We start from the raw sequence: 20126 nt of genomic DNA, 5'->3' as shown, positions 1-20126 counted from the left end.
CATCGTCAGCCCGCTTTTCTGTCCGCACCTCACTCCGGCACGTCACCCCGGCCGTCAGCGGGCCCGGGTGACGAGGTGCCCCTGAGGGCTGCGGGGACTTTGAGGAAGACGCCGTACACCTGCGCAGGAGCTGATTCATGGTCGGCACGTGACAGCAGTTACGCAACTAAACACCAAAAATGATCAAATTCATCTACTGAAGCTGCTTGTTCCATGCGTATTGGGCTCCGAGCCAGTCGCATGCGAACACTCATCGCCCAAGCCGGCTCGCTGGCACGGTGATCTGCGATCAGTCTCAAGCGCCCCCCCCGGCCAACAGGGCGGCGGCTCCCCTCCAGGACCCCGGGGACCGGTGGCCGTCCAGAGGCACTTCGACGGGAGAGCCTGGCGCAACGCAGCGCGCCTCCGGCGCGCCGGACGCTGCGCAGGCGGCAGACACAGCGCCGCCGCAGCCTGTTGTGGCGGCGGAGCGGTCGCATGGCTGCTCGACGGAGTCGAGAAACGCAACCGGCTTGCCGGTGATCCATCAGGACGGGTGAACAGTGGGGAAGCCCTGGTCAGGTGTTCGCCGTTCAAACTACGGTCCGATGTCATGAAGTTGGTGGTGCAGGTCAAGCTGCTGCCGACGCCGGAGCAGGCGTCGGCGCTTGAGGCGACCCTGCATGCCTGCAACCGGGCCGCGACCTGGACTGCCCAGGTCGCCTTTGAGCGCGGCATCAAGGACCGCAATGGTCTGCAACAGCTTGTCTACGCGGATGTGAAGGCCACGTTCGGGCTGTCCGCGCAGCCCGCGGTGCGTGCGATCAAGAAGGTCGTGGACGCGTACGCCTCTTTGGCGGCCGCGGTGAAGGCGGGCCGTCTGGGCCCGCCCACCAGCCAACGCCACCGCAGGGCGATCAGCGGCCCCATCGGCTTCCGGCCGGAGGCGGCGCAGCCCTTCGACGACCGGTGCCTGTCGTGGCAGTACGACGCCCGCATCGTGTCGATCTGGACCGTCGACGGCCGCATGAAAGGCATCAAATACACCGGTGTCACTGACCAGTTGAAGACCCTGACCTCCTTCCGCAAGGGAGAGACCGACCTGGTCCGGCGGGGCGGCAAGTGGCAGCTGATCGCCACCTGCGACCTCCCCGATCCTGAGGTGTATGAGCCAGTCGACTGGATCGGCGTGGACCGCGGCATCGTCAACCTGGCCACCACCAGCGACGGCACCAACCACCAAGGACGGCGCCTCTCGCGCTACAGGCGCTGGCAGGCCCGCAAGCGCACCGAACTGCAAAAGAAGCAGACCCGCTCGGCCACCCGCCGCCTGGCCCGCCGCAGCAAGAAGGAGCACCGGCATGCCACGCACATGAACCACAAGATCAGCAAGGAGATCGTGTCCGTCGCCCAACGCACCGGCCGCGGGATCGCTGTCGAAGTACTCGACGGGATCCGCGACCGGGTACGGCTTCGACGCGACCAGCGGGACACGCTCTCCTCTTGGCCCTTCCATCAGCTCGGACAGCACCTCAAATACAAGGCCCAGCAGGCCGGGGTGCCGTTCTTGGAGGTGGATCCGCGCCATACGTCGCAGCGCTGTCCGCGCTGCGGCCATACCGACAAGGCCAACCGGTTGGATCGGGACCATTTCTGTTGTCGTCGGTGCGGCCTCGCTGGGCCCGCTGACCACGTCGCCGGGGTCAACGTGCGCAGCCGCGCACGCTCGGCGTGGGCATTCGTCACCATGCCCGTCCCTTCACCAGCCTGAGGTCGCGGAGGGGAGATGCGACCCGTGACCGCCCTGTCGTAGGGGGCAGTCGGGAGCGCGACAAGGTGTGCACGACCGAGCCGTACAAGCTCGGCCGTTCACGGCCGAGAAGGTGACGGATGCCTCCAGACGCTGCTCGTCCAGGTCGAAGCCCAGCCGCTCGTCCTCGCCCAGGACATCCGTCCACGGCGCCAGGCTCGTCACGACAGCCCACGGCTCGCCGCGCTGGGCGTCATTGAGGAGCACAGTCTCCGTGTAACCGTCGCCCCACCGCTCCCCACGATTTACCCCGTTCTTCCACCGCTGACGTCCTTGCCGCCCACGCGGATTGCGCAGCTGCGTGCCGCCATAGGCCTGTCCGCAACCACCAGGTCCAAGACGCCGGTCGCGGCGTGACACGGAAGCGGCCCGGGACCGTAGTCCCGGGCCACAAGAAGGCCTCGCGCTCTCCCTCGCTAAAGGCACCGCGGGCCCTTCCCGAACAAACTCTGATGCTGCCGCACGACCGGCACTGGCGCAACAAACGACATCGCCCAGATCGCACGCATCCTCGGCGACGAGACCAGCGCCGAGGCCGATCTTGACGCGCTCGTCCGGCAGTTCGTTCGTCACACGGCTGCGTGAGTACCGCTGGCGTCCGGTCAAGCAGTGTGGCCGCCAGAGATCCGCACATCGCACCACTTTTCGTCTTCCTGACGTAAAGTGGTGGGCGGGCCAGGCCGACCGGTAACTGGCACCTTGCCGTGCCGCTACCCGGAGGCTGTTGATGGAGGCAATGGAACCGCACGTCCAACTCGCGTTCGCCATGCACGCCGCGCCCGGCGCCTACGCCGTGCTCCTCGGCGCGGGCGCCTCGATCGCCTCGGGCATGCCCGCCGCATGGGACGTCCAGCAAGACCTCATCCGCAGTGTCGCAGCTGCTGAGGGGGCCAAGGAGATCGGCGACCCGCACACCTGGTACCGCAAACGGTTCGGGCGGCCCGCCACCTACGACACCCTCCTGGCCGCTCTCACCAGCACCCCGTACGAGCGCCAGACACTCCTGCGCTCCTACTTCGAGCCCGACGAGCAGGAGCGGGAAGAAGGCCGCAAACGGCCCACGGCCGCCCACCACGCCATCGCCCGGCTCGCCGCCGCGGGCATCGTGCGCATCGTGCTGACCACCAACTTCGACCGGCTCGCCGAGACCGCCCTGCGCGAGGCCGGAATCGAACCCACCGTGGTCGCCCACCCCGACGACGTCACCGGCCTCGCCCCGCTCCACACCATCAAATGCCTGGTCGTGCATGTGCACGGCGACTACCTCAACCCCACCAGCATGCTCAACACCCCCGAAGAACTCGAGCACTACGACCCCAAGGTGGACGCGCTGCTGGACCGCATCGTCGACGAATACGGCCTGGCCATCGCCGGCTGGTCCGCCGCCTACGACCCCGCCCTGCGCAACGCCCTGTCCCGCTGCACCACGCGCCGCTTCGCCACCTTCTGGGCCGACCCCCGCCCGCTGTCCGAAACGGCCCGCGACTTGCTGGTCCGCAGGGCCGCCACTTACGTGGCTGCGGACGCCGACACCTTCTTCGGGCAGACCGCCGACGCCGTCGATGCGCTCCACGACATCACACGCGAACACCCGGTCAGCATCGCCATCGCCGTGGCGTCCGCCAAACGCGCCCTGGCCGGCACCCGGCAGGCGATCTCGCTGCACGACACCCTCGGCAGGGAATTCACTCGCATCACCAACCTCCCCATGCGCCAGGGGCCCTGGAACGTAGCCGACGCACAAGCAGAGTACGTCCATCGCTTCGACACGCTCCGCGCCGAGATCGAGCACCTGCTCGCCCTCGTGGCCACGTGCGCCTACTGGGGCAGCGACGAGACCGACCGCTGGTGGATCAACGACATCGAACAACTCGCGGAACCCAGCCGCGACGGCGGCCTGAGCTCGCTCCTCAACCTCGTCCGTGCTCCTGCCGCCATGGTCACCTACGCGGCAGGTGTGGCCGCCGTCGCCGCTGAAAGATGGCGAACTCTGGCCCGCATCCTCACCGAACCTCACACGCCGGACCCTTACGCGAACGGCCGCCCGGCAGTCCCGGTCGCCGTCCTCCTCGGCCCGGGCACCGTGCTTGCACAACGAAACGCCTCGGAGCGCCTCTATGAGCAGCTTCGCCCCGTATTCACCGAACACCTGGCCCTCAGCCCCACCGTCTTCACCGATGCCTGGGAACGCTTTGAACTCCTGCGGCTCGTCGCCGTGTACAGCGCGGGCCACAGCCTGGAGGGAGCTCCCCACATGCGCCGGACGGGCGGCATGGACGCTTACCGGCCCCTCGCGGCCGCATGGCTGGAACGGCAGATCACCCGATCCCCCGAAGGGCACCCTCTGTTGGCAGAAGGGTTCTGCGACGGCGACGTCGTCAAGCTGAAGGATGCCCAGGAACGGTTCCTGGAAGACTTCAACAGATGGGCCACCCGCCTTGCCTGGGGGGCGGAATAGCACCCATCCGCTGCTCTCCAGTGCCGGTCCGTGACCGCAATAGCTGGCCACCGTAGGCAGGAGTTGCCCAAGGCTGCCCCATCCTGCGTCTTGGCCTCCTACGCCTTTCGAGCGAGGCTCGGCCCGGAAAACCCGCAACGAAGCCTGAACGCCGCCCAGACCGGGGGACGAGCCCCGGGACGTTACGGAGACTGTGCCGGGACGCTGAGGCTGTTGAGTAGTTCAACAGCGGCAGCGGTCGCGTCCTGCTGGAGTGCCAGGTCACCCACCAGGCTGTTGGTGTTGCATTCGTCGTCACCCAGCTGCGTCAGGACGTGTACCCACTCACCACTACCGGTTGCGTACTCGCGCCAGACCCTGCCGATCGTTGGACTGTCGTGGACCACTCTGTTGCGCCGCCTGACGGCGGCGTCGATGAGATCAAGCGCCGGTGGCCACTCGGTGTCGCAGAAGCCGTCGATTCTCTGCCGTATGTGCAGCAGCAGCCGTCCTGCAGGCTGGTCTGTGCGGGCAGTTGGGTTGAGGCGGGAGAGGATCATGCCGAGCACTGCTTCGGTCTCCGCGGCCTGGACTACCACCAGGCCCCGAAGCCGGTTCAGTTCCGCGATCTCGGTTCCGTCCCAGTACGCGGTGTCCGGCTCGTGAGGGTATCGATCGGCTTGGATGGCGCTCCACGAGATGGCGCGTATTCCGTAGCGGGGTGACTCGGTCGTCATTTGTCAAAGTATCAGCGCTTCCCACGAGAGGAGACAAAGAAGTTTCTCCCTGCACGGGTACAACGCCCACGGCGTGACCACTCAGCTCGTCAACCTGCTTAACACGGCCGTACCGGAGGAGACTTGGGTGATCAGCCTGCCCCCGCCGGCCGCTGAGCCCTGAGGCGCCAGGCTGTCCCGCGCTAGTCTCGGTCCGGTCTGCGGAATTGGCGCATGAGAGGGTCTGTGATCATGGCGGCTGTCGGACTGTCCATCCGGGTGGAGCTGGTCTCCGGGCACGGCAGGGATCTGTGGCCTCGCCCCGGCCGGATCTTCACCGCGGCAAGCTCGCACTCTTTCGCCGAACTCGCCGCAGCTATCGACCTCGCCTTCGCCCGCTGGGATCTGTGCCATCTGCACTTGTTCACCCTGTCCGACGGCACCACCATCAGCCCTCTGGAACAGTGGGACGACGAGGCCCCGGACGGCTTGGTGGACGGCCACGGCACGACACTGGACAGGTTGCAGGACGGCGAGCAGTTCGCCTACGTCTTCGACCTCGGCGACCGCTGGACCCACCTGTGTACGGTGGCGGAGGGGGAAGCTGATTCCCTCGACGAATTCGACGAGATCCCCGACCGCCCGGTGCCCTGCTGGGGCTGGGGAAGCCTCCCGGACCAGTATGAGCGCCGCTGGGACGGAGACGACGGGAAGTCACCGATGCCTAAGCGGCCGGCCCGCGGCCTTGGCGATCCACCGTTCACCCTGCCGTCGTAGGCCTCCCGCCATCGAAGGCGACGTCGGCACACTCAAGGCGGCGGGCAGCGCGATCGTAGGCGAGGCACTCCGTCCGGACGCTGCGTGTCTTTCCCGGCAGGACTACTGGAGGGACGCCGACGGCGCTTACACCGCCGGTGACCTGGTTGCCCGCAGCGGACTTGCGGTCATCACTCCGGCCGTGCGACGAACTGATCCACAACGGGTTCGGTCAGTCGCACGCAGCCCTTCGCTACAAGGAACCGCTCACCGCCTCATCGTGCAAGCCAGCCCCCCTTGAACCGACGGCCGCTACTGGGCCCACCCAGTGCGGCGACCTGGTGCAGGTGGCGGCGTGCAAGGGCGGCTACCGGCCGATGGACGGCAGCAGTGCGGTGGTACCGTACTCGGCCAGGGCCTGACGGGCGGCTGTGATCATGCTGTCCAGCCGTTGTTTCAGCTCAGCCAACTCCTCAGGGGCGGCCACCTCTTCACCCGCGGCGGCGAACTCGCCCATGATGCCGCTCTCCTCGACGGAAAAGACGTGGGCATACAAGGCGCTGATCAGTTCCATGACGCTCTCGGCCGCTGCGACGACCGGCTCGGGGCCTTCGAGTGCGATCTGGGCGCGCACATGCTCCAGTCGCCGGCTGAGCTCCTCATCCTCCAGGACGACGAGCATCGGACCGTAGCCGTCTCCGTGTCCCCTGCCCCACGCCTCGTACAGCTTGCTGCGCAGCTGGTGCACCGCGGCGATGAAGTCGCCGTAGACCCGCCGCCGCGGCTCCATCATCTGCAGCAGATGAGCAGACTGCAGCTGGCCCGCCAGGAGAACGTGCTGGGCTTGAGTCTGCTCGCGCTGACTCTGGCGACTCCACCGGGCACTCAACAGCGCCGGCACTCCCGCCAGCACCCCGCCGGCCACCGCGCCCACCACACCGGCCCACTGCTCATTCATACCGATCATCATTGCCCACCGCCCCCGCCCGGTCCGGACCGGGCTGCCGTATGGGCAGCCGCAGAGGCCTAGAGCGGGGGACAGGCGGGGACACCTCGGGCCGCTGGCCGGGTGACGATCTGCTCGGTGCGCACGCGCAGTGCCCGCTTGGCGAGGTCGGCGGTGTTCTTCTCCCGCCGGGGATCCCACAGCCAGGTCTCGTCCCCGGTGACGTCGAACGCGACAACCGGGTGGCTGGTGGGCAACGGTCCCGGCTGCACGGCCGTGTTTGCCACATCGATCGGGCGCACACACACCAGCCGGGAACTGATCCCGAAAAAGGGCGAAGGATCCCGTCCGGCCGCGGCCTGTGCGGCGGTGCGATCAGCCGCTGCGGTGGCCGAGGACAGACCCACGATCAGGGCCACCACCGTCATCAGCGCGGTGAGCGTGCCGACGACGGCGATGCAGTACGTCCTCGATCCGGTGATCCAGTAGAAGTGCCGGGCCCAGCCGAGTCCCGCCAGCCCGCACAGCAGGGCGGCGATGCACAGGCCCGCCAGTTTCACGCCAGCGAGATACGTCCAGACGGGATCGACGTTGGCGGCCGCGAGAGGGACGCCAAGGCACACGGTCAGGTAGACACCCTGGGCCAGCCGCCCCATCCAGGGCAGTACCCACGGCAGGGGAAGAACGGCGACCGACAGCAGGGCAGCGACGTTGCGGGAGATCCAGCTCTGGCGCAGCGCATACATGCAGCCGCGCAGCACCGGCAGCCCGCACAGGATGAGCGCCGCCGGCCCCAGACCGCCCACGCTTCCCAGCGCCGTGGAAATCCCCCGGATTATGAAGCCGCAGAACCCCGCGCCGCCGACCATGGCCAGCCCGCACAGCCACGTGATCATCCGGGAGTGCCGTTCCGGGGCGGCGAACCAGGGGCCCACCCACCACGCGGCCGCTGGTAGCAGCGGTGCCAGCACGACCTGCCAGCCCAGGCCCAGCCCTGCCAGCACCCAGCCGAAGAGCATCGCGGCGGCACCCACCGCCACGCCGAGAAGCCCCCAGGCCCGAGTGTGCCAGGGGGCCGGATCCTGAGACCGCAAGGCGTGTGCGGAGACGATTCCGGGCCGCACGTCATGGAGCTCGTCGTCAAACGTCACACCTCCCAGATCTGGCCTCTGGCGAAGAGCCGCCACAGCCGCCTCCTCGGTGCCCGGACCGTCCAGGCGCACCCGTCGGTGCACATCCGCGGCCCCCACCTGCACCCACAGCCGCGCAGCACGGGTCCGCCACCAGCCGGACCCCCAGTCGATCTTGCGATGCACGTGCCAAGTACTCGCAGCCATTTGCGCATCCTCGGGTTCCAACAAAGCGGAGTCCCCGATGTGTGCCGTCACGCGGCCAGCCAGCGATTCCGTAACCCGCCGCTCAGCCTCACTCAACGCACCCCAGCGGCTTCCCAACAGGCGTACCTCCACCCGGTACAGCACCATGGCGCCCCCCTGGCGGGCATCGTCCACGCGGGAGAAGAGCAGTCCGCACCGCTCCCACTGCTCACGGGCGATGCCCTCCTGCATGCCGGAGGGGACACGAACCAGTATGGCCGCACGGTGGGTGAAGTCCCCAGACTGCACCGGCACTTCGCCGGGACTGTCGCCGTCGCCGCCGGGCGGGACGGCTGCGCGACGGGAACGGAACGGGGCGACAAGCGCGTTTGCCATGATGACGAACCTCCTGCACGGACCTGGCAGATACAGCGGGGTACACCAGTGCGTCGGTCAGGGCACCTGTGCATCAGGCCGCCGGCCTGATGCACAGGTGCCCTGACCGGGCTGCTGCGTCGGCCGCATTCTGTCGTCGCCCACTGACAACGTCGCGATGCTTCCGCCCCGGCGTGACGCTGGACAGCGGTGCCCAAGTCGTCGCACAAACGGCCGCCTGCTCGGGCCTGCTGCGCCGGAAATGCCCCGCCTGCAAGACCACGAGCACCACCCTCCGGCCCACTAACTCGCCTATAAGTAAAGGGAGTTGAATATCAACTTATTGGCCCACACCCCGCCTGGCGCCCCTAAAATGATCATAACCGGCGCCGAGGCAGCCCTGCACGGCCACGGTCTGCTGTGACGGACTCCTTGAACAGGACAGCCATGGGTGCATTCCAGGCCATCGACGAACTCATCGCCACTGCTCGCATCCCCCTTCCGGGCCCCGGCCGGCGGCGCCGATTACGCCAGCAGCTCCACCTCGACGCCGATCAAGTTGCGCAGGCCTGCGACGTGGACACCAGTACACTGGAAGCGTGGGAGAGCGGCCAAGAGCCAGCCGGAGCCCACCGCGCCCGCTACACCCACTTCCTCACAGGCGCGGAGACACGCCTCAGGCTCATGGGCGACGAGCCTGAACCGGCCTTTACGCAGACCGTGTTGCCCCTGCCTATGGCCGCCGGGGACCCCCATCTACAGGCAGCAGCTGACGGAACCCTGCACAGCGCGCAGCCCTGCGTCCTGTGCGGACACCCAGCCCACCAGCAGGTCGCCGGATTCCCCCAGCACCTCACCCCCGAAGAATGCCGGGAGGCACCAGCCGCCCCGGCGGCCCGCATCCCCTCACCTCGCAACTCAACTCCCTCACCGGCCCACCCGCCCGTCCCTGCCGCCCCGTCGCCTCCGGCTGCGCTCCGGCCGGTACGACCGGTCTCCGCGCCCCGCCACCTTGACCCGAACGAATTCATCACCGCGGCCGTGGAGGAGGCACGGGCCGGCCATCCCGACGACCCGGCCGCCGCTCTGGAGACCTTGAAGCGCCGTGCCATACCGGATGCCATGCGTCTGCTGGAGCTGTCCCGCAGAAACGGTCGCTACGACATCGTCCACCACCCGTCGCTGCCGGACATCCTGCGCCGTCCCAGCGCCGGCGCGCCCGACCAGATCTGGGAGGCCCGCCCCCACTGGCGACGCCCGCACCTGCCGCCCGGCGAACACCAGGTCACCGCACTGGACGTCAATGGCGCCTACCTCAGCGCCCTGCAGACCCACCTCCCGCTCGGCCGTCTCGAACACAGCACCGGCGACTCCCACGACAGCAAACGCGCCGGAGTCCACCTGATCACGCCCCCCAGCTGGTCCCACGACGACGTCCTGCCCAATCCGCTCGGCCCGCGCGACGAGCCCGGGCCCCTGTGGGTCACCGAACCCACCCTGCGCCTGCTGCTGCGCCTGTCCACCCGTCACGGCCTGTGCGAGCCGCCTCGCATCCATGAGTCCTACACCTCCGGCTGCACCGAGCACCTGCTCGTGAAGTTCCGCAACCTCCTGCGCGACGCTCGCCAGCAGGCACTGGAGGCCGGCGACGACCTCACCCGCGAATACGTCAAAGCCATGTACGCCAAGCTGGTGTCCACGTTGGGGGAGTCGAACGCCAACCGGGATCTGTGCCGCCCCGACTGGATGCACCTCATTCGTTCCCAGTCCTTCGCCAACCTCTGGATGAAGGCGCACAAAGCCCACCAGGCCGGACTGGGCGTTGTCCAGGTCAGCGGCACCGACGAACTCCACGTGACCGGTGACTGGCGCGCAGTCTTCACCGCCGGACACGGCCTGAGCGAACTCAAGGCCAAAGAGACTTACACTGTCCACGGAAACGCCTGATGCCGCCCCAGCACCCGGCGGACACATTCAGACCCCGGACCCGGCCTCCACCTGGCCGCCGACGGCGCAGCAAACCGCCTTCGTCCTTGAGGGCCAGGCACACTCTCCGCTGCCGCCGCCAGGGCACGGATGCTTGCCACCGCCCGCCGCTTTCACCAGCCCAGGGACCACCTCACTGTCCCCTCGACAGGGCAGAAGGACAGCGTCCGCCCCGGCAGCGCGCTCGAGAACGCCCGTACCCGCCACCGCAGCGGCCGTACCGACGCCACCCTGCTGCGCGGTCTCGAACAGCTCGGCTCACTCTCACCCGCGCCGGGCGAGAGAACAACCTACCCGGGCCTGTCGTCGCCCGCTCCGCGCAAACGGCACGCTGACCTGCTGTCCCTCGGGGACGAGAAGCTTCATCACGCCGGACACACCATCACCATCAACGGCAGACAAGGCGGAAGACCAATCATGGAACCTGTGACGCTCCCGACAGGCGGGACCCTCCCTCCGCCTCCCGCGCAGCAGGGAGAGGGGTTCGGGCGCTACGGCGCTACCGGCATATCCGGCGGGGCCGCGCTGGCACGTCAGCTCGACGAGCGGGCGGCCCGCAGGGGTCTGTTCCCGGTCAGTCATCCGAGGGGCTTGGCCGTCCGCCTGCGCTATCTGGCCCGGGACGAGCAGGGGCTTGCCTGGTTACGGCTGGCCCAGGTCACTGTGACCGAGCGGACCATCGCCCGGTGGATGACGGCACGGCAACGCCCCCTGCCGGCCAACCTGAAGAAGATCGACCAGGCGTTCTGGGCCTGCCGCCGCCACAACCTCGTCGGCTACTACAAGCAGCGCCTCTGGCGCGACGGCCGCGGCACCCGCATCGAGATCTCTCCGGTCGACCAGCAGCATGTCGCCCCCAACCGGCGCCGTGACCTGAACATCCGCACGATCAATGTCCGCACCGACTGGCGACGGGTCGTGGACGCCTGGAACTCAGGTGACCAGCAAGCCCTGGACGAGGCCTGGGACGCCATCGCGGACAGCCTCGGCTCTGACCACGGCGCCTACCGTTATGTCTCCCACATCGGCTTCGGTCTCTGACCGCTGCCGCAGCCCGACCCCGCCCGCCTGCGGCTGCGCCCTCATCAGACGCGGCTGCTCACGCTCCACAGATGTGCCGGCGCCTCCTCTATGTCGCCCAACCGCCAGGGCAGGCAGGTGAGGGTCTCAAGTGAAGCCGCGGGAAGTACCTGCGGGTGGGGGCCCGACGCGCCCAGGCGGCGATAACGGCCCCGCACCGGCTTCGGCCCGGGCAGGTCCGCTCGCCCGGAATGCCGGGCCGCCCACTGCAGCACCGGCTCCATCGGGAAACTGCCCCGCAGCTCCCACGAGGCGAACAGGGCCTGCACGCCCCGCAGCCAGTCGGTGTCCTGGGCGCGGGACCAGCTGCCCCGCAGCCGTCGGCGCTCCCGCGCCGCGAGAACGCCGGCCAGTTGGACGACCTCCGGGTAGGCCACCAAAGCAGCCACCCGCCGGTCGCTGCCCTTCTTGAGGCCGAGCTGCTGGTGGCGCACCGCCCACGCGGGAGGAACCTGGGCGGCCTGGTTCCACCAGAAGACAGCGATGTGGAAGGCGTCCGCGAACGCGATGCGACCGCCGGTCCCCAGCCGCCGCTCAAGTCGCACACGCTCCAGGTGAGCTGCCAGGACCTCCGGAACAGGCGTGAGCGGGATGCAGGTCACCCCGTCTTCTCGCAGGTTGTCCGTCCAGCGCCGGTGCCGGGCGCACACCCTCCAGCCGGCCGCCGACACCGCATACGCATCCCGGCGTGCCCGCTTGGCCAGCGCGCACAGATCACACACGCGCACCAAGCAGTCACCGGCGGGCTCCCACGGGTTGGGGACGTCCCAGCGGGGCGGCGCACCGTCCGGATCGGGCAGCGGATGCGCGCGCAGCGTGGGCAGCACGTGTGCCAGGACGTCGGTGCGGCATCCCGCCAAGGCGGCCAGCCTGCCGTGCGCGGCCACGTTCAGATGTACTTCGCTGAACTCCGGCTCGGGAACGAGCGCATCCCCCGCACCGAGCATGGACAGCAGTTCTCGGGTATCGAGCCCGTTGGTCTCCGCCAGCCGGTGCACGAACGAGTTCGTGGACTCCTCTGCGATGAACCGCAGCCGCCGCGGTAGCGGCTGCATCTCGCTCTCGCCGTCTCCGCCCTGCAAAGACTCCAACGAACGCCCGGCCAATGTGTTACCCCTCCTGCTCCGCCCGCCCCTCATTTACGGCGGGTTCTTCGCCAACTCCGCTCATTCTGGCTGGAATTGGAGAGCGCCGTCCAATGATCCACTACGGTGCCCGTGTTCCGGATTCGCCCCCGCAAGGAGAAGCCCCCGGCCATGTCTCTCGCGCTGCGCCCGCATCAGCAGGAAGCCCTCGCGGCCATCACCGGAGCCTTCGCGAGAGGGGAACGCCGCGTGACCGCCGTCTCCGCATGCGGCACCGGCAAGACACTCACCGCGGTGGCGACCGCCCGCCATGTCGCCGCGGACGGACGGGTCCTGGTGGCCGTGCCCACCCTGGAGCTGCTGACCCAGACCATCAGGCGCTGGCGCGAAGGCGGACGCGCCGGCCTCATGGTGGGCCTGTCCTCGATGAGCCAGACCCGCAGCGGCCTGCCCCGGCGCACAGCCCGCATGGTCAAACGGCCGGCAGACCTGCCCCGCCTCGTCGCCGAACAGGACGGCCCCGCAACGGTCTTCGTGACCTACGCGTCTTTGCAGGGCCTGCAAGACGCCCACGACATCGGCCAGTTGCCGGCCTGGGACCTCATCGTCGTGGACGAAGCCCACCGCACATGCATGAGCACCCAAGAGGGCTGGGGAGCCATCCACGACGACCGTGCCATCCCCGCCCGGCGACGTCTCTACATGACCGCCACGCCCCGCATCTTCACCGCCGGGCTGTGGGACGGCGCCCCCACCGCCACCATGGACCGCCGCGACATCTTCGGCCCCGTCGTCTACCGCCTCGGCATGGCCGAGGCGATCGAACGCGGACTCCTCGCCGACTACCAGGTCGTGATGCCCGTGGTCGGCGACAAACAACTGCACGCCATCCTCACCCGCAAGCCCCACCTCGATCCGCAGCACGGAGGCCTGCGGGCAGCCGCACTGCAGGTGGCCGTCCTGCGCGCCATCACCGACCACGACCTGCAGCGTGTTCTCGTCTTCCACAACCGCATTGAGGCAGCCGAAGCGTTCTCCCAAGACCTGCCCCACACCGCCGTCCAGCTCAAGCGGCCCGACCTGCAGGCTTTTTGGGTTGACGGAACGCAGCGCATAGACGAGCGCCGCAGCCGGCTGTCCGACTTCCAAAACGCCGACGGATGCTCAGTGCTCAGCAACGTCCGGGTCCTGGCCGAGGGCATCGACATCCCCGCCATCGACTCCGTGGTCTTCGCCGCACCCCGCAACAGCGTCGTCGACGCCATCCAGGCCATCGGCCGCGCCCTGCGTCTGGTGCCCGGCCGCGGTAAGAAGGCCACCCTCGTGCTGCCCGTCTACCTGCCCGACGGACGGGCCACCGAACAGGCCCTGCACGACTCGCAGTTCGAAGGCATCTACACCATCCTCCAGGCCCTAAGGGCCCACGACGACAGCTTCCTCGACCACATCGCCGTGCCCCGCCGCAGCCGCCGCATGGACGGCGGCGGTCCGCGCCGAACCGTCCACTACAACCGCGCCGAACGCGCCCTGCAGGTCGCCCTCGCCCTCGGGCTCGAGATCACGCTGCCCGCTACCGGCTCCTGGCACGACGGCCTGGCCTCAGCCACCCGCTACCACCACGACCACCATCACCTCGATGTCCCCCACGCCTTCCACGACGACACCGGCTTTGCCCTGGGGGAGTGGATCAGCAACCAGCGCCTGCGGCACCTGGCCGACCGCCTGCCCAGCGAACACACCGAAGCCCTCGATGCCCTCGGCATGCTGTGGAGCACCCCCGCCCACACCTTCACCCGCATCCTCGACCACGCCCGCGCCTACGCCGCCGCCCACGGACATCTCGCCGCACCCACCGACGCCACGCAAGGCGGCCACCCCATCGGCGCCTGGCTCGCCGAGTGCCGCAGGAAGGACAACTCCGACACCCTCCCCAAAGACCACGCTAAGCAGCTTGCCGCCCTCGACCGCTGGTGGAACCCCGGCTGGCCTTTGACCTGGCGGCGTGCCTACGCTCACGCCAAAGCGCACATCGCCGCGGGCGGCAGCCTGGATGTCCCTGGCTCCTTCACCACCCTGGACGGATTCAAGCTCGGGCAATGGCTCAACCGCCAGCGCAACAACTTCGACAAGCTCCGCGCCGAACAAGCCAGGCTCCTGATCGACATCGGCATCACCCCACACGTCGACAGCATCCACCCCGAAGCCTTCCGCACCGAACGAGGCCGCGACTTCCGCCGCGGCCTGGTCGCCGCCTCCTGCTACCTCGCCCGCGAAGGCCACCTCGACGTCCCCCGCCAGCACACCGAAACCGACTGGATAGGCCCCTTCCGGCTCGGCTCCTGGATCGACCACATCCGCCGCACCCCCAACGAACTCACCGACGAAGAACGCGCCGCGCTCAACCTCCTCCGCATGGCCTGGGACACGCCCAGGGCCACAGCGGAGCCGTAAGGGTGCCGTACAGGAGACCGGTCGCGCACGCGAAACGGATGCTGGGACTATGGGCCTCCGGCCGCTCGCCCGGCCACTTCGGTGCGTCGCAGCTTCGCCCTCGACGTCTTGCAAGGCCCTGTAGCCCCGTCGGCGCACCAGCCCCTCAACGCGGCGCAAGGGCCGTAATCGGCGGCGGCGTTGGGGCATGCAGCACCGCCTGCAGCCCTCGACGGATACCCGCCCGGTAGACCTCTCCCGTCGTGGTGACACCGGCGGCCAGACGCCGGTACTCCGCCTCGGACGGCCCCTCGCGCGACTGCAGGAGGGCGGCGGAGTAGTCGGCACGCCATTTTTGGAGTCGGCGGATGGAATCCCTCGAGGAGGACCAGCACCCCGCACGCACCTGTTCCACGACAGTCGCCGGCAGGAACAAAGAGAGGCTTTCGGGGTAACTGCTCACAAGGGCGGCGGGGAGGAGCCCCGTGGGGATCTCCTCCCCCTCCGCACCGGCCCAGGAGCGGTCCCAGCCCCGGGCCTGCAGTTCCTGGCGCAAGCCGAAGGCAATCAGAAGGTCCCTCTTGTCCAGGAGGCTGCCGCGACTGCGCAAGGCGTCCAATGTCTGGCGCTGTTCGGCCCGCAGGGTGTCCTTCTGCGAGGGCGTCAGCCCCTTCAGCTGCGTCCGATGATGTGCCTTCAGCTGCTGCGTCCAAGCCTGGTGCCGTTCCAGGCCGCTCGTCAGGGCCAGACGGGTGCCCAGCGGGACACGGACGGTCACCTTTATCCCTCCGGTGTCCTCGTCCTCCCCGAAGTCGTCGTACCTCTCCATGACGTGTTGATTCCTTGCTTCGTGTGCGTGCCTGCAGATGCAGCCCGGGGCGGCTGCCCGGCCCCGGTGCGGGAATCCGTCTGGTGTCAGATGGTGCGGCTGCGGCCGATGGTCAGGGTCTCCAGCAGTTCCTCGGTGATGCGCTCTTTCTTGGTCCAGATCGCTTTCTGGGCGCCCTGGGTGACGAGCTGGGACAGGGCCCGCAGGTAGCCCTTGCTGCGGCGGTGCAAGTACTCATGCAGGCTGGTCAGGTCGTCCGGCTCGTGTCGGTACAGGCACAGGTTCTTGTCGAAGTCGCGGACGATCTTCGCGAACAGCTTGCGGCTCTCGTCGTCGTAGCCGATCCGGCTGGTGCGCAGGCTGGCGTAGTCGCCCCAGATCTCCTCGTTGTCGCTCAGCGCGGCTTCCCGGTCACGGGTCAAAGGGTCGACGATGGAACGGGCGGCGCGTCCGGCGAAGACGAAGGTGGCGCCGCTGCTTTCGCTGATCTCTTCCAGGTAGGCGAACGATTCCTCGGCGTCCGCGCCGGCCCGGAGCTGCTCGATGCCGTCGACGAGGACCAGCAGGGTGGAACTGGCGCGCATGACATGGCAGATGGAACGGGTGGGGTCGGTGCCGCCGTCGTGCTTGAGGCCGAGGAAGGAGGCGAGGGCGGCCGGCCAGTTCCGCCGTCCGCCGCGGGTCAGCGGCGGCACCCGCAGTGCGATCACCGGGATGCGGTTCTCGTCCGGCTCATACAGGCGGGCGATCTTGTTCTCGTAGTGGCGGCCGATGTACTGCAGGATCTCGGTCTTCCCGGTGCCGCGGGGGCCTTCGATGATGACACCGGGCTTGCCGTGAGTGCGTTCGCGGTTGGACAGCAGGTGTTCGTGGACGACGACCAGGGCACGCCCGATGGCGGGGGTGACGACGGTGGGCATCAGGGCGTGATAGCGCAGCCGCAGGTCGTTGTCGGCGACCTTCGTGCCGGGTGGTGGACTGTCCGCGAGGTCCGGCCGGGTGCGGTCCAGCGCGGCGAAGGTGCGCCAGTTGGTCAGGGTGTTGAGCCACAGCGGACGGGGCGCGTTGAACTGAGGCGTGGGGGCTGGGGAGTCGACCAGCAGACGGATGTCATCGTCCTCGATGACCGGCGGCTGCATCATCACATGTCCTCCTGCGGAGGGTCGGTTTCGGTGGGCAGGTCCAGCAGGAGGCGCGCGGCGTCGTCGAGGCCGTCTTCCAGCTCGCCCAGATCCGCCAGGAGCGAGGCCTCTTCGGTGGCTGCGTGGCCCGGAGCCGCCCACCCGGGTGCGGCGCCGGCACCGGCTGCGTCTGCGTCTGCGGGTGACGGCGCATCCGGGGCGTACAGGCTCGTCTCGTCGAGCTCCAGCACCGTCAAAGGGCCCAGCGCGTCCAGGTCGAGCGCGGCCGCACCGGCGAACGGATCGAAGTCGCCTTCACCCGGCGGCGCCCACCCCGCTTCCAGCCCGGGCAGGGGCCCGTAGCCGTCGGGCACGCTCACCACACCGGGTTCGTCCGGGCCGTGTCCGGCCCGCTCCAGCAGGTCGGCCAGGACCTGGGCGATGTTCTCGTCGTCGGTGTGGCGGCCGCCGCGCGCCACATGCTCGGCGGTGGCCGTTTCCCACAGGTGCTGCGTCCATGGGGCGCCGATCAAATGCTGGTGCTTGAAGACCGCCGTGATCCACTCACCGCTGCGGTGATCCCGCAGCCACACCTGCTCCGGGGTGTAGGGGTTGTAGCGCAGCTCCCATCCGTCGCGTTTCTTGCCCTTCAGCCCCGACGGCCTGTTGCGGATCTCGTTCTCGAACTCGCCCTTGTAGTTGTCGTAGGTGCGGTTCCTGAAGCGGATACCGTCGTCGCGTACACCGACCCAGGCGGTGGGCAGCAGCTGCAGATAGTCCTTGAATCCCAGCGGGATCGGCACGTAACCGGCCGCCTGCACGCCTGCGGCGTACACCTGGTTGGGCGTCAGCGGCGGCAGGTTCGGCTCATACGGGCTGCGCAGCTCCTCGTGCGGCCGTGCCTGCCAGCCGACCGCGATCCACTCCTGCAGCAGGTCGTCGAGTTCCTGCAGGGTCCACAGCCGGTCGGGACCGATCTCCTTGCCGCGGCGGCTGAAGTCCCGCCCGGTGTAGGAGTTGACGCGCTGGCTGAACAGCGACTTGATCGACGCGAAGGTCCGCTCGACGATCGCCTTGTCCGTCGGGGTGCGCTTGCGGGCTGGACGCACGGAGATGCCGAGGTAGGAACAGGCGTCGAAGAAGGTCTGCCCGGCGAAGACCGTGCCGTGGTCGATCACGATCGTCTCCGGCATGATCACCGGCCGGGCCGCGGCGTGCTCCATCCGCGCATCGACCTCCAGCAGCTCCTCGTACGGCAGATCCGAGCGGGCCGCGGAGGCCGCCGCATCGAAGCCGGGCCGCATCGGGGCCGGCACCATGCACAGCGCCAGCAGCAGGGAGGCGTCCACCGCCTTGGTGGCCCGCCCCTTGCTGGTGCCGGTGCTCAGCAGTGCCCTCGTCTGCTGCCGGGTCTTGCGCCGGCCGGGGGTCTTGGGCCGCAGCACGGCGGCGATGATGCTGCGCGTGAACACGTCGATGGCCGCCGTCAGTTCCACCTGCGTGGGCCGCCCGTCGTCACCCAGCACCTTCACATCCAGCGCCGTGGAGTCGATCTGCACCAGCTCGCCCGGGGCGGTGGCGGTGGTCACCCCGAACGGCGGCGCGGGACGGTTGAACCGGTCCTTGCGGCGCCGGGTGGGATCGCGCAGCTGCAACGCGTCGATGCCCAGCCGCTTCAGCAGCGCATACAAGGTCGGGTCCTTCGGCACTTTCACCGCAGGGCCCAGCGTGGCCCGGGCGGCGCGCCGCAGGTTCTTGAACAGGGTGCGCGCGTCGGTGGCGGCCTGCTCCTTCGCCTGGCGTTCGTTAAGGGCCAGCAGCAGGTCCACGACCCGTGCATCGGTGCGCCCGTGGAGCATGCTTTTGCGGGTGCGCCGCTTGTCGACCAGCCCCCAGATGTCCTCCTTCAGGAAGGCCAGCCGCTTGCGCTGGACCGTCTGCCACGACACCTTCCACTCCAGTACGGCGCTCAGCTCCGCCGCCTTGCGCTGGTAGCGCTCGACCAGCGTGAACCGGTCGGGGTCGTAGCCCTCGCGCGGTCTGCTGCTCTCGGGGACGCCGGGCAGCAGACCGGTGTCGACCTCGATGATGTGCCGCCGCCAAATCCGTGCATCCCGGGCGCAGTCGGGACTGACGCCCTCCAGCATGGCCCAGTTCGGGAACGGGTCGGCCGCCAGTGGCAGGCCCGCCTCGTCGAGCACAGCGAAGTCCTCGGCCACGGCGAGGAACTGAATCGTCGCCGCGATCGGGGGCGCCGCGCTGCCCGGAGCGGGGGCCAGATGCACGGTCGTGCCCGACAGGGCCGACACGGTGTACTGCTCGCCCATCCACCGCGCCCGGTCCCCGGGTGCCACAATGCCGCGCGGCGCCAGCCCCGACACCCGCGGCCGGCCGGTGAGCACCTCACTCATGCGGCATCCTCCCGCACCGGGCGGCGCATCGCCGACGGCAACCGGCCCGACACACTGATCACGCTGCCGGGGCCCATCGCCCGGTTCCACTCTATGGCCAGCTCCTGCCGCCACAGCAGGTGATACAGGCGCGGCAGCGTCGACAGCCGCGGCAGTCCCGTGGCCCGCACTCCCTCCTCCAGCACACGCGGCGTACGGAATGCGGCCTTCAACGCCTGCTCGACATCCTGGTCGCCGAAGCGGGGATGCCGGTAGCGGGACACCCACCGCAGATTCGCCAGCGCCATCGGCGCCGGAATCCGCGGCATGCCCAGCTCCCAGCCCGCCTCCTGGCAGGCCTGCCGCAGCACCTGCTGCTGGCGCTGCCACCGCGGGCTCGGTCCGCTCGCCGGGGGACAGGCCACCACCAGCGTCGCCCCCTGAGCGGTGCGGACGAAGAAGTCCGGCACCACACTGCGTTCCCGGCCCCGCGCACGCCACTTGATCCTCGCAGACCATGCGGTGAACTCCGTCACCGACGGATCGAAGTCCAGCAGCATGGCCACCGCCAGCACGTTCATCGACCGGCAGCCCACATGCCGGCCCGTCGTCGCCGCCCACCACCAGGTGGCGATACTGCGCTGCGAAGGATGCCGGACCGGCTTCCACACCTCGCCCCGCCGAGTCAGCGGGACCGCACCCGCCCGGGCCACAGGGACCGTGATGCTCCTGCTGCCGTCCTCGATCCGGTGGACGACCTCCAACGCGACAGCCACCGTGATTCCCGCTTCCTCTCCGAGCCCCGCATCCGACGGGGAAGTCACCCCTACTGCTCCGGACAACCACCCACGGCAGCAGGGGAGTTGACTC

General features: G+C 69.0%; 14 protein-coding genes. 6 read left to right on the top strand and 8 right to left on the bottom strand.

Translation table 11 applies throughout. From position 1 onward, the window contains the following. Positions 1–592: 592 nt before the first annotated feature. Together B5557_RS00675 and B5557_RS00670 are read left to right on the top strand one after the other, a co-directional pair. The gene (locus B5557_RS00675; RefSeq protein ID WP_173877625.1) at positions 593–1750 is read left to right on the top strand and encodes an RNA-guided endonuclease InsQ/TnpB family protein; all 1158 of its coding nucleotides are present in this window, start codon (positions 593–595) and stop codon (positions 1748–1750) included. A 775-nt stretch (positions 1751–2525) separates the two neighbouring features. Next, positions 2526–4247 (top strand): SIR2 family protein, encoded by a 1722-nt coding sequence (locus B5557_RS00670; RefSeq protein ID WP_159424294.1) that lies wholly within the window; start codon positions 2526–2528, stop codon positions 4245–4247. 182 nt (positions 4248–4429) lie between these two features. Here the strand turns inward: B5557_RS00670 and B5557_RS00665 are convergent, their stop codons facing one another. Beyond that, positions 4430–4963: a hypothetical protein gene (locus tag B5557_RS00665; protein WP_079657280.1), complete on the bottom strand. Its 534-nt coding sequence runs from the start codon at positions 4961–4963 to the stop codon at positions 4430–4432. Between the two features lie 231 nt (positions 4964–5194). Here B5557_RS00665 and B5557_RS00660 point away from each other — a divergent pair, with 231 nt between their 5' ends. Further along, a complete protein-coding gene (locus B5557_RS00660) occupies positions 5195–5719 on the top strand; it encodes an IS1096 element passenger TnpR family protein (protein WP_079664503.1) in 525 nt (174 codons plus the stop codon). 346 nt (positions 5720–6065) lie between these two features. Here the strand turns inward: B5557_RS00660 and B5557_RS00655 are convergent, their stop codons facing one another. Both B5557_RS00655 and B5557_RS00650 read right to left on the bottom strand, forming a co-directional pair. Further along, positions 6066–6668: a hypothetical protein gene (locus B5557_RS00655; protein WP_079657279.1), complete on the bottom strand. Its 603-nt coding sequence runs from the start codon at positions 6666–6668 to the stop codon at positions 6066–6068. A 56-nt stretch (positions 6669–6724) separates the two neighbouring features. Then, a complete protein-coding gene (locus B5557_RS00650; protein ID WP_159424293.1) occupies positions 6725–8212 on the bottom strand; it encodes a hypothetical protein in 1488 nt (495 codons plus the stop codon). Between the two features lie 1164 nt (positions 8213–9376). On the opposite strand from B5557_RS00650, the gene B5557_RS45820 reads away from it, so the two are divergent. Both B5557_RS45820 and B5557_RS44600 read left to right on the top strand, forming a co-directional pair. After that, positions 9377–10282, top strand: coding sequence for a hypothetical protein (locus B5557_RS45820; RefSeq protein ID WP_331716812.1), 906 nt, complete (start codon positions 9377–9379; stop codon positions 10280–10282). A 129-nt stretch (positions 10283–10411) separates the two neighbouring features. Then, positions 10412–11362: a hypothetical protein gene (locus B5557_RS44600; RefSeq protein WP_231976182.1), complete on the top strand. Its 951-nt coding sequence runs from the start codon at positions 10412–10414 to the stop codon at positions 11360–11362. 44 nt (positions 11363–11406) lie between these two features. On the opposite strand, the gene B5557_RS00630 is transcribed toward B5557_RS44600, so the two are convergent. Further along, positions 11407–12492, bottom strand: coding sequence for a TniQ family protein (locus tag B5557_RS00630; RefSeq protein WP_159424292.1), 1086 nt, complete (start codon positions 12490–12492; stop codon positions 11407–11409). A 165-nt stretch (positions 12493–12657) separates the two neighbouring features. On the opposite strand from B5557_RS00630, the gene B5557_RS00625 reads away from it, so the two are divergent. Then, positions 12658–14937, top strand: coding sequence for a DEAD/DEAH box helicase (locus B5557_RS00625; protein ID WP_079657273.1), 2280 nt, complete (start codon positions 12658–12660; stop codon positions 14935–14937). A gap of 145 nt (positions 14938–15082) precedes the next feature. Here B5557_RS00625 and B5557_RS00620 read toward each other — a convergent pair whose 3' ends face one another. The 4 genes from B5557_RS00620 to B5557_RS00605 form a co-directional block, all read right to left on the bottom strand. Continuing rightward, positions 15083–15745 carry a hypothetical protein gene (locus B5557_RS00620; protein WP_079657272.1) on the bottom strand — a complete coding sequence of 221 codons (663 nt, stop codon included), beginning with the start codon at positions 15743–15745 and terminating at the stop codon, positions 15083–15085. Between the two features lie 86 nt (positions 15746–15831). Beyond that, a complete protein-coding gene (locus B5557_RS00615; protein ID WP_079657271.1) occupies positions 15832–16887 on the bottom strand; it encodes an ATP-binding protein in 1056 nt (351 codons plus the stop codon). Next, positions 16887–19277, bottom strand: a complete 2391-nt coding sequence (locus tag B5557_RS00610; RefSeq protein WP_079657270.1) for a DDE-type integrase/transposase/recombinase — start codon at positions 19275–19277, stop codon at positions 16887–16889. Before B5557_RS00610 ends, B5557_RS00615 begins: the two co-directional genes overlap by 1 nt. Continuing rightward, complete coding sequence (locus B5557_RS00605) at positions 19274–20032, bottom strand: TnsA-like heteromeric transposase endonuclease subunit (protein ID WP_159424291.1); 759 nt, start codon at positions 20030–20032, stop codon at positions 19274–19276. Before B5557_RS00605 ends, B5557_RS00610 begins: the two co-directional genes overlap by 4 nt. Positions 20033–20126 lie beyond the last annotated feature (94 nt).

It is taken from the genome of Streptomyces sp. 3214.6 (genome assembly GCF_900129855.1).
Lineage (GTDB): Bacteria > Actinomycetota > Actinomycetes > Streptomycetales > Streptomycetaceae > Streptomyces > Streptomyces soliscabiei.
Note: the sequence above shows the minus strand (reverse complement) of the source record. Positions and strands in the feature narration are given on the sequence as shown.